At 65.0% G+C, this 11,894-nt stretch carries 10 protein-coding genes; 2 read left to right on the forward strand and 8 right to left on the reverse strand.

Annotated elements, in window-relative coordinates:
* Positions 1–560: 560 nt before the first annotated feature.
* Both ACP2YO_RS46240 and ACP2YO_RS46245 read left to right on the forward strand, forming a co-directional pair.
* Positions 561–2,240, forward strand: coding sequence for a methyl-accepting chemotaxis protein (locus ACP2YO_RS46240; RefSeq protein WP_426437781.1), 1,680 nt, complete (start codon positions 561–563; stop codon positions 2,238–2,240).
* A 199-nt stretch (positions 2,241–2,439) separates the two neighbouring features.
* The gene (locus tag ACP2YO_RS46245; RefSeq protein WP_426437609.1) at positions 2,440–3,480 is read left to right on the forward strand and encodes an IS110 family transposase; all 1,041 of its coding nucleotides are present in this window, start codon (positions 2,440–2,442) and stop codon (positions 3,478–3,480) included.
* Between the two features lie 829 nt (positions 3,481–4,309).
* On the opposite strand, the gene ACP2YO_RS46250 is transcribed toward ACP2YO_RS46245, so the two are convergent.
* From ACP2YO_RS46250 to ACP2YO_RS46285, 8 genes are all read right to left on the reverse strand, one after another.
* A complete protein-coding gene (locus ACP2YO_RS46250; RefSeq protein ID WP_426437782.1) occupies positions 4,310–5,863 on the reverse strand; it encodes a serine hydrolase domain-containing protein in 1,554 nt (517 codons plus the stop codon).
* A 200-nt stretch (positions 5,864–6,063) separates the two neighbouring features.
* A complete protein-coding gene (locus tag ACP2YO_RS46255) occupies positions 6,064–7,377 on the reverse strand; it encodes an RNA polymerase sigma factor (RefSeq protein ID WP_426437783.1) in 1,314 nt (437 codons plus the stop codon).
* 16 nt (positions 7,378–7,393) lie between these two features.
* Entirely contained in the window at positions 7,394–7,744 is a 351-nt protein-coding gene (locus ACP2YO_RS46260; RefSeq protein WP_426437784.1) for a YciI family protein, read from the reverse strand.
* A gap of 68 nt (positions 7,745–7,812) precedes the next feature.
* Positions 7,813–8,184 (reverse strand): YciI family protein, encoded by a 372-nt coding sequence (locus ACP2YO_RS46265; RefSeq protein ID WP_426437785.1) that lies wholly within the window; start codon positions 8,182–8,184, stop codon positions 7,813–7,815.
* 264 nt (positions 8,185–8,448) lie between these two features.
* The gene (locus ACP2YO_RS46270; RefSeq protein ID WP_426437786.1) at positions 8,449–9,144 is read right to left on the reverse strand and encodes an AprI/Inh family metalloprotease inhibitor; all 696 of its coding nucleotides are present in this window, start codon (positions 9,142–9,144) and stop codon (positions 8,449–8,451) included.
* Positions 9,144–10,127, reverse strand: coding sequence for a 2-hydroxyacid dehydrogenase (locus ACP2YO_RS46275; RefSeq protein WP_426437787.1), 984 nt, complete (start codon positions 10,125–10,127; stop codon positions 9,144–9,146). Before ACP2YO_RS46275 ends, ACP2YO_RS46270 begins: the two co-directional genes overlap by 1 nt.
* Complete coding sequence (locus ACP2YO_RS46280; protein ID WP_426437788.1) at positions 10,127–10,915, reverse strand: ABC transporter permease; 789 nt, start codon at positions 10,913–10,915, stop codon at positions 10,127–10,129. Before ACP2YO_RS46280 ends, ACP2YO_RS46275 begins: the two co-directional genes overlap by 1 nt.
* Entirely contained in the window at positions 10,912–11,718 is an 807-nt protein-coding gene (locus tag ACP2YO_RS46285) for an ABC transporter ATP-binding protein (RefSeq protein WP_426437789.1), read from the reverse strand. The genes ACP2YO_RS46280 and ACP2YO_RS46285 overlap by 4 nt, the downstream gene beginning before the upstream one ends.
* Between the last annotated feature and the right edge of the window lie 176 nt (positions 11,719–11,894).

Consider the following 11,894-nt stretch of genomic DNA (forward strand, 5'->3'; position numbering starts at 1 on the left):
CTGATGCAATAGCGGGAGAATTTTCTGCCTAAATTTGAGTCAGACGCGCATCGATCATTCCAATGCACACCCACTGAATTCTTTTTGATTGTCGCTTCGACTCCGGCCGTGCCAAGACGCGCCGTGACAATTCGATGACAAGGCTTCCCCTGTGACCGCCTCCCCTGCCAAGCCTCATGGCGCCCTGCGCCGCAGTTCCAAGGAAATGCAAGAGGAGGTTGCGCGGTCGCTGGAACGGGAATTGAGCCTGCTGTCGGAGGAGCGCCGCGAGCGGGCGCTCCAGCTTGGCCTCGACCTTGGGGCCGCGACGAAGCCGCCCAACTAGCACCACAGCCGCGGATCGGCTGCGCGGCGCCTAGGTCTTTGGTCGCAGGCCGCGACTGCAATCTCCATAGTTCTGCTGAATGGCGTGACGTTGCGGCACGGACGCAATGCCCGCCGGCGTGCGCCGGTCGCGGCTTTGCGCGGCCCGCATTAGGGTGGCTTTTATCAATTGCGGTTAAGCCTTTCGGAACCATCGGCGCCGGCTGCGGCTGCCGTGCTCCCGAAAAAGGCATCCCATGCTCGGCAATCTGCGAATCTCGTCCAAGCTCATGATCATGGTCGGCGTGGCGCTGCTCGGCATCGTCGCGGTCGCAGGCGTCGGACTGTCCACGCTGCGCAACAGCCTGCTCGAGGATCGCAAGGCCAAGCTGCAGGACGTCGTGCAGCTCGCCAGGCAGGCCGTCGACCTCAACTACCAGGCCTCGAAGGCCGCCGGGCTGTCCGACGCGGACGCCCTCGAGCGCGGCAAGACGCTGCTGCGCACGCTGCGCTTCGGCCAGGGCGACTATTTCTACGCGTTCAATCCGCAAGGCCTGGTGCAATCGCATCCCAATCCCAAAGTCGAGGGCCAGAACCTCTATAATTCGCCTGACCCGGACGGCGTGCCCTTCACCAAGCGGCAGATCGAGCTCGCAGCCCAGGGCGGCGGTTTCGTGAACTATCGTTTCCAGAAGCCCGGCGGCACCGAACCGATGCCGAAGATCTCCTACGCCGTCGAGTTCAAGCCCTATGGCTGGACCATCGGCGGCGGCATCTATCTCGACGACGTCGACGCGATCTTCTGGAGGCAGGCCGAATGGATCGGCGCGCTGGTCGCTGGTGCGTTGCTGCTGGTGATCGCGATGTGCCTGCTGCTCGGACGCAGCATCGTCAGACCGATTACCGGCATGACCGCAGCGATGCGCAAGATCGCCGCCGGCGATACCGCGACAATGATCCCGGCACAGGATCGCCGCGACGAAGTCGGCGCCATGGCGCAATGTGTCCAGGTGTTCAAGGACAGCATGATCGAGGCGGTGCGGCTGCGCGGCGAGCAGGACGAGATGAAGAAGCGCACCGAAGCCGAGAAGCACGGCCTGCTCGGCCGGATGGCCGACGATTTCGAGAACGGCGTGCGCGCCTCGCTCGATGCGTTGGCCGGTGCAGCCGTCGAGCTCCGCACGACCTCCAACAGCATGTCTGACGCTGCCGAGGTCGCCAGCCAGCAGGCCACTACGGTTGCGGCGGTGGCGCGGCAGGCCTCCGCCAACGTGCAGACGGTGGCTGCGGCGACCGAGGAGCTGTCGTCGTCGGTCTCCGAGATCGGCCGCCAGGTCGCGCAATCGACTGCGATCGCCCACAAGGCGGTCGAGGAGGCCAACCGCACCAACACGACGGTGCAGGGACTGTCCGCCGCGGCGCAGAAGATCGGTGACGTCATCAATCTGATCAGCGACATCGCCAGCCAGACCAATTTGCTGGCGCTGAACGCCACGATCGAGGCCGCGCGTGCCGGCGAGGCCGGGCGCGGCTTTGCCGTGGTGGCGAGCGAGGTGAAGTCGCTGGCCAGCCAGACCGCCAAGGCGACCGAAGAGATCTCGGCGCAGGTTGCGGCGATGCAGGAGGCCACCACCGAAGCGGTGCATGCGATCGAGCATATCGGCGGCACGATCGGCGGCATCAACGAGATCACGGTCGCGATCGCATCCGCCGTCGAGGAGCAGGGTTCGGCCACCCGCGAGATCGCCCGCAATGTGCAGGAAGCCGCGCGCGGCACCAGCGAAGTGTCCGGCAATATCGGCGTCGTTACCCGCGCCGCCGGCGAGACCGGCGCCGCGGCCGGCCAGGTGCGGACCTCGGCGGAAGAGCTCAACGCACAGGCGACGATGCTGCGTGACAAGGTCGATGGCTTCCTCGCCAACATCCGCGCGGCTTGAGGCGGTAGCTCGCGATACTCTCAGAGCCGTCGTCCCGGCGAAGGCCGGGACCCATACTCCGCGGCGGGTGTTGTAGGCGGGACTCGTCGTTCCAGCGTTGCAAGATAATCTGCATTTGTGGCTGATGGTGTGGACGGCCCCCTACGGCATCAGTGTGCCAGAATGAGGTTGTTGCAAATCTCAGACAAGGGAGCCGTCCGTGAGAGAGATTATCCGCATTGGAATGGATACGTCGAAGTATATTTTTGTGCTGCATGGGGTTGATGCGGCGGAACAGCCTGTGTTGCGCAAGAAGCTTGCGCGCAAGCAGGTGCTGGAGTTCTTCGCCAAGTTGCCGCCGACCGTGATCGGGATGGAGGCCTGCGGGGCCTCGCACCATTGGGCACGGGAGCTTCGCAAGCTGGGCCACGAGGTGAAGTTGATGGCGCCGCAATTGGTGAAGCCCTATGTGTCGCGGAACAAGAACGACGGTCGGGATGCGGAGGCGCTGTGTGAAGCGATGAGCCGGCCGAGCATGCGGTTCGCGCCGGTCAAGACGGTCGAGCAGCAGGCCGCGCTGATGCTGACGGGTGTCCGCGCTGGATTGATCGCCCGGCGCACCCAGCTCGGCAATATGATCCGCGGCCATGCGGCGGAGTTTGGCCTGATCGGGGCCCAAGGGACCGACAAGATCGAGCCGCTGCTGGCGCGGATTGCGCAGGACGAGACGCTTCCTGCCCTGGCACGCGAGCTGTTTACGGTGCTGGGCCGCGACTACACCAGACTCGTGGGCGAGCTGCAGGAGATCGAAGCCAGATTGATGGCCTGGCACCGCTCCGACGCCGTGGGCCGGCGTCTGGCGCAGATCCCTTCTGTCGGGCCGATCGTTGCAACGACGCTCGTGATGAAGACACCCGATCCCCATGCTTTCCGCTCCGGCCGTCACTTCGCAGCCTGGCTCGGCCTCACCCCCCAGGATCACTCCACCGCCGGCAAAACCAGGCTTGGCAAGATCACGCGGGCGGGCGACGAGGACCTGCGCCGCCTGCTGGTGATCGGGGCAACGGCGGTCATCCAGCAGGCCAGACGCGGGCGCGGCCATCACTCGCGCTGGCTGCTGGCCCTGATCAAGCGCAAGCCACCGAAGCTTGCCGCCGTGGCGCTCGCCAACAAGGTGGCCCGCATCGCCTGGAAGCTGATGGCGACCGGCGAGAGTTATGACGCCGCACGGATCAATGCCACCGCGGCAGTCGCCGTCTAACAGATTGGCCGGCTGGCGGGCTCGCTCGTCAGCCGACCCGGAGCTGCAGGAGCAGATGGAGCGATCGATCGAGCAACGATGCGAGACAGTCCGTGGGACCCATCGGCCGTCAACAGGCCGCGTGGTTGTTTGGAACTCGCATCGCGCAAACCATCTTGGCCAGCGATCCATCCGATCGCACTCAAAAGGCCGGACATATGGATGCAAGCGATCCGATCCGCTCAAAAAGCTCTTGTGCCACGGGGGCCGTCCACATATGGGTCCCGGCCTACGCCGGGACGACACCGAAATTGTTGCGCCGCCTGTGAATCATACATCCGCGTTCTCGCGACATGATCTGCCCGAGTTTTGCATTTCGTTTGCCCTCTTACTTGGTAGAGGGCGCAGGGAAAGCCGGGTGCCGATCGCACCCATGGGCCCGGTGCAACAGAAAGCACCGGGGTAGGACCACAGGTGTAACCGGGAACGCCGGCTTTCCCTGCGCGATGGTTTTACGGTTTCCTTCGTGCTCTCCCCGGTGAGCGCTTTGTTGCCACCGTCGCTCTCGAGAATTGGTAGCTTCTCGAAAGCTTTCCGCCTGCATTGCAGCGTCAGGACCACACGACTTCGCCGTCCGCTTCATGCGCACTCGTCTGTTGCGCAATCCGCGTCCACCGCATCCCACCGCGCGTTCGTGACGTGCGCTCGCCCCTCAATCGGGTGGGACGGGCCAATTCATACTGACTTTCTCTTCGGATAAATAGAAATATTTTTCGAGCGAGGGCTTGCCCCGTCGGGCAAATCAGCGCTAGGGGCGATGCCCGTTCCAGACCCGTGCTGAGCTCGCAGGCTACCGCGCCCCGGCGACCTCGCCATCCACCTGCACATCGCCACCCAATCGATCCTTGCCGCGCAGGCTGGCCTTGGCGCCGTCGAACGACAGCAGCCATTTGCGGTCGGTGTCGCCGCCCACCAGGCGCAGGTCGACCGCAAAGGTCCGGCTGTCCTGCCACGCCCCCTTCAGCGCCAGCACGCCAAGCGGCGTTGGCGGACCGAGACGATAGAGTCCATCGAGCCCGATCGGGCCGGCCAGTTTGATCACCGGATTGGCCGGATCCGGCGTCGTCATCTCCAGTTCGTAGCGCGCGGGCTGGCCAATTAGATTCAGCGCGAGCGCCCGTACATTGAGGGCGTTGGCCGCGAAGCGATAGGTCTTTCCCGAAATGGCGGCAGCGCTCTCCGGCATTGCACTGACGGGAGACGGCTGTTCGGTCGCGATGTTGCCGAGTGCGCCGGCGAGCAGATTGCCACCGGCGGAATTCACCGCCAGTTCCGTATCGGATTTGACGGCGTCCGAGATGTCATCAGCAAGCCTGCCAAACGAACAATAATCGCGCGCGGTCACGACCGTAACGATGTCGAGCGACAGGAAAACCATGATGAGCTGGCAGCGGTCGCCGACCGCCATGTAGACCTGCCGCGGCGGCATCACCCAGAAGAAGTTGGCGTAGCGCAGCGTGGGATCGAACGACGCATGCATGTCTGTTGTCGCGTGCCTGATACGATCGACCCAGTCCAATGGCAGCAGCCGCTGCCCGTCCCATTCGCCGTCATGCAGATAGAGGTAGCCGATCTTGGCGGCATCGCGCGGCGCCAGCAGAAGCCCGCCGCCGCCCTGCGTCAGTCCCGGGCCGATGCTGTGCCAGTACGGCGCGGCGATGCCGAGCGGGCGGAATAGTCTCGACACCGCATAATCCCGCGCACTCTGCCCGCTGAGCTTGCTGATGATGGCGGCCAACAGCTGGGCATTGCCGGTGTTGTAATAAAACTCCTCGCCCGGCGCGTGCGCCATCGCACGGTCGAGGATGAACTGGATCGCGTCGGGGCTGTGCTCCCATTCGATCAGCGAGTCCGGCCGGCCGCCCTCGACGCCTTCCGTCCAGGCCATCCCCGACGTCATATCGAGCATGGTCTGGATCGTGATCGCCCGCTTGCGGTCGTCGACATTGGCAATGGTGCGATCGCCGAAGAAATCCAGCATGCGATGGTCGAGGCTGTCGAGCAGATGGTCCTTGAGCAGCATCGCGACCAGGGTGCCGGTCACCGCCTTGGTGGCGGAGTTGATGAGGTGCGGGATTTCAGGCGTGTATGGCGCGTAATAGGCGTCGAGAACGATCCGGCCATGGCGTGCGATGAGAAGACTGTCGAGGTTATGCGCCGCGCCAAAGTTGACGAGCCTAGCCAGCGCGGCGGAATTCATGCCCTGCTCTTCGGGCGTCGAGGTCGCCCACTGCCGGGTCGGCCATAGCGGATCGGCCGCGGCTTGGGCGCGGGCTGCATCCGGTAAGACCAGGGCAGCGAGCAACAGCCCACCCAACATCGACACGACTAATCGTCTGAGCATGCGCACCTCGCAGGGTTGCGATTGTGAGCATCACCATCCGTGACCATCGGCGCGCCTGTCAACGCCGACCCGTAAGGGACGCACCGGTGAGAGGGTTCCCTCCCCCTCTTGTCCGCCGTAGCCTTGGCGAAGGCGGATACGGGGGAGGGTTAGGCCTGAGCGGCGTGCTCGCCTTACGTCGCGTAGTGATGGCGCAGGTGTCAATGACTGACACTATCCCGCGCGGCGCGTGCCGCCGTCGCGGCGCGGCGCAGCAGCAGATCGCGCTCGCGGGTGTTGCCGGCGAGATCAGCGGCGGTCTCGAACGCTGCGCTCGCCTCGTCGAAGCGGCTCAATTTCTGCAGCAGGTCACCACGCACGCTCGGCAGCAGATGATAGGATTTCAGCGCCGGCTCGTCGGCGAGGCCGTCGACGATCGCAAGCGCAGCGAGCGGCCCTTCCGCCATGCCGATGGCGACCGCGCGGTTGAGCTCGATCACGGGCGAGCGCACCAGCGCCGCGAGATCGCCGTAGAGCGAGGCGATGTGCGGCCAGTCGGTCGCATCGGGCGTATCGGCGCCGGTGTGGCACGCGACGATCGCGGCCTGCAGCGCATAAAAGCCGCCGGCCCCGCCGAGTTCACGGGCGCGCGCCAGCGCCAATTGCCCGCGGCGGATTTGCAGGCGATCCCACAGCGCGCGGTTCTGGTCCATCAGCAGGATCGGTTCACCATCGGCATCGGTGCGCGCTACAATTCGCGACGCGTTGAGCTCCATCAGCGCAAGCAGCCCGTGCGCCTCCGGCTCCTGCGATGCGATCGAGATCAGCACCCGGCCCATGCGCAGCGCCTCGTTGCAGAGCTGCGGCCGCAGCCATTCGTCGCCGCGCGCGGCGGTATAGCCCTCGTTGAAGATGAGATAGACGACCTCGAGCACGGAGGCGAGCCGCTCGGACAGCTCCTCGCCGCGCGGCGTCTCATAGGCGAGGCCGGAGTCCGACAACGTGCGCTTGGCGCGCACGATGCGCTGGGCGATCGTGGCCTCGGCGACCAGGAATGCGCGCGCGATCTCCTGGGTGGTCAGGCCGCAGATCATCCTGAGCGCCAGTGCCGCGCGCGCCTCGCGCGACAGCCGCGGATGGCAGGCGGTGAAGATCAGCCGCAGCAATTCGTCGCCGATGTCGTCGTCGAGCGCGGATTCGAAATCGGGCATGGTCTGCTGCTCCTGCGCCAGATCGTGCGCCAGCATGCCGTGCTTTTGGCTCAGCATGCGGTTGCGGCGCAGATGATCGAGCGCGCGCCGCTTGGCGGTCGCCATCAGCCAGGCGCCCGGCTTCTCCGGTACGTCGGCCGTCGGCCAGTGCTCCAGCGCCGCGATCAACGCCTCCTGGGTCAGATCCTCGGCGAGCGGCACGTCGCGCAGCATCCGCGACAGGCTGGTGATCAGCCGCGGCTGCTCGATGCGCCATACACCCAGAATCTGTTTGTGAAGCGTGGTGCGGTGAATGTCGGCGTCGGTCACAACAGCCACCGGCATCCGGCCGATGCGCCGGTCAGGGATTGATAAACGGGCGAACCTCGCATGACAGGTCCCAATCCGGCTGGTGATCGATATGGAGCTGCATGAACTCAACCGCGCGCGCCACCGCCTCCTCCTTGTCCTTCAGTTCGAAGATGGCATAGCCGCCGACGACTTCCTTGGTTTCCAGGAAGGGACCGTCGATGACGCTGAGCTTGCCATCCTTGATACGGACTTCCGCGCCGGCGGTGCGCGGCAGCAGCGCGCCGGTGTCGAGCATGCGGCCGGCCTTCACCTCGCGCTCGGCCATTTCGCGGATCGCCTCGCCCAACGCGGGATTCGGCATCATCGGTTTCTCGGCCACCAGGACATACATGAAGCGCATCGCTAACCTCCTCTGATTGGAGCATGATCTTTTTCGAAGAACCGGTTCCCGCTTCTTCGGATCGTACCCTATTCCGGACCCTGGCCGGCGAAGCCAGCGAAGGCACGGACCTCGCAGGTGCCTACCCAGCCGGGCATGTGATCCTTGTGGAGCTGCATGAACTCGACCGCCAGCGCCACGGCCTCCTCCTTGCTGCGCAGCTCGAAGATCGCGTAACCGCCGATCACTTCCTTGGCCTCGACAAAGGGACCGTCGACGACGCTGAGATTGCCGTCCGCGATCCGCACCTGTGCGCCGGTCGCAAGCGGCATCAAGCCGGCGGTATCGACCATCCGGCCGGCCTTGATCTCGCGGTCGGCGAGCTTGTGCATGGCCTCCAGCAGCGCCGGGGTCGGACGGGCGTCGGGCTGCGGCGAGGTGACGATCGACATAAAGCGCATGAGATTCTCCTGTTTCGGGCGAGCGGCAGCAAGATCGGCCCGCTATGGGAGACGACGATCCGGAGGTTGCCGGATCGACAGGCGGCGGGGAATTATTTTGGGCGAGTTAGGACGTAGATGCAGCCGCGGCGGGACTGCGCTCCCTCTCCCGCTTGCGGGGGTGGGCTGGGGTGGGGGTTTGGCAGCGAGTCGCGCGGTTCATCGCGTGGAGAGAGCCCCCACCCGCCGCAAGCGGGAGAGGCGGAGCGCGCCGAGCCGAAAAACCTACTGATCCCGCAGCATGATCAGGGGGGCGACGCTGTCGGGGACGCGGCGCCATTGTGCGTTGTCGTCGGCTTCGAACTGCCAGGTCTCGCCCTTGGCCGACATCAGCAGGATCTGGCCGCGATCGAGCCGCCACAGCGTTGGATTGAACGCGGCGACGGCGGGATCGCATTTCGGCTTCAGGAAGACCTGGAAATTGTCGTGGCCCGCATCGGTGTTGGTCAGCGTCAGGCCGCAGATCGTCTGGCCGTCGCCGCGGACCATCGACCAGTCGCCGATCATCTGGTCCATCGACTTCGCAAGCGAGCGGGCCGCGGCGAGGTTTTGCAGGATGTAGACGCCCTCATTGGTCCGCAGCCCCTCGAAAATGCCGGTCTCGACCTCGGTGAAATCGATCACGGATTCGGCCGTGGCGCTCTGCAGCCGCACGATGTCGCCGAGGCCCTTGATGCTCCAGCCCGCGATGTCCTTGGTGAACGGCAGCGCGGTGGCACAGGATGGTTCAAGCTCGAGCCTGAAGCCCTGCGGCGTCGCATCGCCCTTCAGCGTCACGACGCAGGTCTTGCTGCGGTCGGTGGTGGCGAGCTCCCACTGCCCGATCATGTCCTGCTTCAACGTCGTGACGTCCTGCGCGGCGACCGGACAACATCCGGCGAGCAGCAGCGCGAGCACGACAGTGAAGCGGACAAGCTGCATCAGCGGCCCTTCACCGGGGTTTCGGCGACCGGCGTCAGCGGCGGCTTGCCGGCGAACCAGTTCTTGATGTTGTCGACCACAAGCTGATCCATCGCGTTGCGCGTCACCACGGAGGCTGATCCGATATGCGGCAGCAGCACGACATTTTGCATCGCCTTCAGTTCGTCCGGCACGTTCGGCTCGGCCGCGAACACATCGAGGCCGGCGGCGAGGATGGTGCCCGACTTCAGCGCCGCGACCAGCGCCGGCTCGTCGACCACGGAGCCGCGCGCAACGTTGATCAACACGCCGCGTGGGCCGAGCGCCTTGAAGACCTCGGCGTTGATCATCTTGGAGGTCGACGCACCGCCCGGCACGATGACGATCAGGGTATCGACCGCCTTCGCCATCTCGATCAAATCGGGATAGTGCTTGTAGGAGACGTCCTTGGCCGGGTTGCGCGAGTGGTACGACACCGGCACGAGCGAGGCCTCCAGCCGCCGGCCGATCGCCTGGCCGATCCGACCCATGCCGACGATGCCGACCTTGCGATCGCGTAGCGAGCCGACGCTGAGCGGATAGTTCTGGGTCTGCCACAGGCCGGAGCGCACGTAGCGGTCGGCCTTGACGAATTCGCGCAAGGTCGCGATCAAAAGCCCCATCGCGACGTCGGCGACTTCTTCGGTCAGCACGTCGGGCGTGTTGGTCACCACGATATTGTGATCGCGCGCGTAAGCGGAATCGACATGGTCGTAGCCGACGCCGAAGCTCGCGACGATTTCGAGCTTGGGGAATTGCGTCAGCGCGGTCTTGTCGGTCGCCATGGTGTGATAGGTGACGGCGATGCCGCGGATCTTGCCGAGGATTTCAGGCGTCAGGCGCTCGAGGTCGCCGCGGCTTTCCGCCCGGTGCAGCACGTATTGATCGGGAAAGCCGTTTTCGAGAATTGGCCGGATCGGTCCATAAACCAGCAGATCGATCTTTTCGGAAGAAATCGGGGCCATCAACTTTCCTTTCCTAGTGCACTTTCGTGCCAACGCCGCAGCAACAGATGCGAAATTAGCGCCAGCAACCCATAGATGACAATCCCGGCCAGCGACAGCAGCAGAAGTGCTGCGAACATGCGGGGAATATTGAGGCGGTAGCCCGATTCAGCGATCCGGAAGGCAAGACCCGAGCCGGCCCCCGCGCTGCCCGCCGCGATCTCGGCGACCACGGCGCCGATCAGCGATAGCCCGCCGGCGATCCGCAAACCGCCGAGCATATAGGGCAGCGCCGCGGGCAGTTTCAGGAACAACAGGGTCTGCAGCCGTGATGCGCCATAGAGCTGGAACAGGCCGGCCAGGTTGCGGTCGACCGAGTTGAGGCCGAGCGTGGTGTTGGAGAGCACCGGGAAGAACGCGACGATCCAGGCGCAAACGATCACCGCGGTCTGCTGCTGCAGATAGATCAGCAGCAGCGGCGCGATCGCGATCACAGGCGTCACCTGCAAGACGACGGCATAGGGGAACAGCGAATATTCCAGCCATTTCGACAGGTTGAACAGCAGCGCCAGCGCGACGCCGCCGAGCGCAGCTGCGATGAAGCCCTCGAGTGTGGTGAGCAACGTGACACCGAGCGATTGCGAGAGGATCGACCAATCCGCGACCAGCGTCTTGAGCACCAATAGCGGACTCGGCAGCACATAGGGCTGGATGTCGTAGGCGCGCACAATCAGCTCCCAGACCAGGAGGCTGGCTGCAAACACCACGACCGGGAGCAGGATGCGGATGATGTCTTGCGGAGATCTCATGCGCCCGCCAGCCCTGCATAGGACGGCGCCAGCGCGTTGGAGACCTCGCGGCAGAAAGCGGCATATTCGGCCGAGGTGCGGAACGCCTCGCCGCGCGGCTCGGCTGCGGCGATGCGGAATTCCGCGCCGATCCGGCCCGGCCGCGCGGTCATCACGATCACACGCTGCGAGAGATAGACCGACTCGAACACCGAATGGGTTACGAAGATCACGGTCTTCCGGAGATTGCGCCACAGTGACAGCAGGTCATTGTTGAGGCGGAAGCGCGTGATCTCGTCCAGCGCCGCGAACGGCTCGTCCATCAACAGGATATCCGGATCGGTGACCAGCGCACGCGCCAGGGACACCCGCATCTTCATGCCGCCGGATAATTCGCGCGGATAGGCATTAGCGAATTCCGCGAGGCCGACCTGGTCGAGCGCAGCGTCGATACGCGTATCGGCATCGACGGCGGACGTATGCCCGAGCTTCAGCGGCAGGCGGACATTGTCGCGCACCCTCGCCCACGGCATCAGCGTCGGCTCCTGGAACACGAAGCCTATCCTGTGGCTGCCGCGCCGCTCTGCGCCCTGACGCGAGACTTCGACCGTGCCCGCGCTCGGCGCCGCAAGCCCGGCGATCAGGCGAAGCGCGGTCGATTTCCCGCAGCCGGAGGGTCCGAGCAGCGCGACGAACTCGCCTCGCCCGACATCGAGGTCGAGCGGCCCGAGCGCCGTCACGCCGCTGTCATAGATCTTGGTAACGCCGCGCAAGCGCACAGCGAGACTCGAGGCATTGGTCTCTGGCACTGTCCTCTCTACCATCGGACCCTGAGCGTAGCCTGGCGTGATCGTGCCACAAGCGACACCTCTCCCCACCGGGGAGAGGTCGGCGCGAAGCGCCGGGTGAGGGGGCGCAGGTCCCACGAGAGAGCGGAACCCCTCACCCGTATCGCATCTGGCGATGCGATACGACCTCTCCCACAGGGGGAGAGGTGGAG

This window comes from Bradyrhizobium genosp. P, from assembly GCF_049949265.1.
Taxonomy (GTDB): domain Bacteria; phylum Pseudomonadota; class Alphaproteobacteria; order Rhizobiales; family Xanthobacteraceae; genus Bradyrhizobium.